This is a genomic window from Acidovorax sp. HMWF018, from assembly GCF_003061035.1.
Classification (GTDB): domain Bacteria; phylum Pseudomonadota; class Gammaproteobacteria; order Burkholderiales; family Burkholderiaceae_C; genus Acidovorax; species Acidovorax delafieldii.
In genome coordinates, this window is sequence record NZ_QAIM01000512.1 from 4213 (window position 1) to 4825 (window position 613).

Below are 613 nucleotides of genomic sequence, written 5' to 3' on the forward strand. Positions count from 1 at the left end.
GAGCCAGTTCCTGCCGGTGATTGAAGACCACGACATGGCGATTGCGATTGGCGAGCGGGTGCTGGACATGGCCCTGTCCCAAATGGCGCAGTGGCTGGCGGTGGGGCTGCGCATGCCGGTCAGCGTCAACGTGTTCTCCAAGCAGCTCCAGCAAGAGGACTTTGTGCACAAGCTGCGCCAGGCACTGGCCGCGCATCCCTCGGTGCCTTCGTCGGCGCTGGAGCTGGAGATTGTGGAGACCAGCGCGTTGCAGGACATGGCCCAGGTATCTGGCCTGATGCACGCATGCGCCGAACTGGGCGTGCGGTTTGCTCTGGACGATTTTGGGACCGGTTATTCGTCGCTGACCTACCTGAAAAAGCTGCCTGCAGAGCTGCTCAAGATCGACCAGAGCTTTGTGCGCGACATGCTCGAAGACCGCGACGACCTGGCCATTGTGCAGGGTGTGGTGGGCCTGTCCAAAGCGTTCAACCGCAAGGTGATTGCCGAAGGTGTGGAGACCGTGGACCACGGTCGCACGCTGCTGGCCATGGGCTGTGTGCTGGGCCAGGGCTATGGCATTGCGCGGCCCATGCCCGCGCAGCAGGTACCGGGCTGGCTGGACCAGTGGCGG

General features: G+C 63.5%; 1 protein-coding gene. It reads left to right on the plus strand.

Annotated elements, in window-relative coordinates; all coding sequences use genetic code 11:
- Window positions 1-613, plus strand: a 613-nt coding sequence (locus tag DBR23_RS30035) for an EAL domain-containing protein (protein ID WP_199227775.1), incomplete at both ends; no start/stop codon positions are given.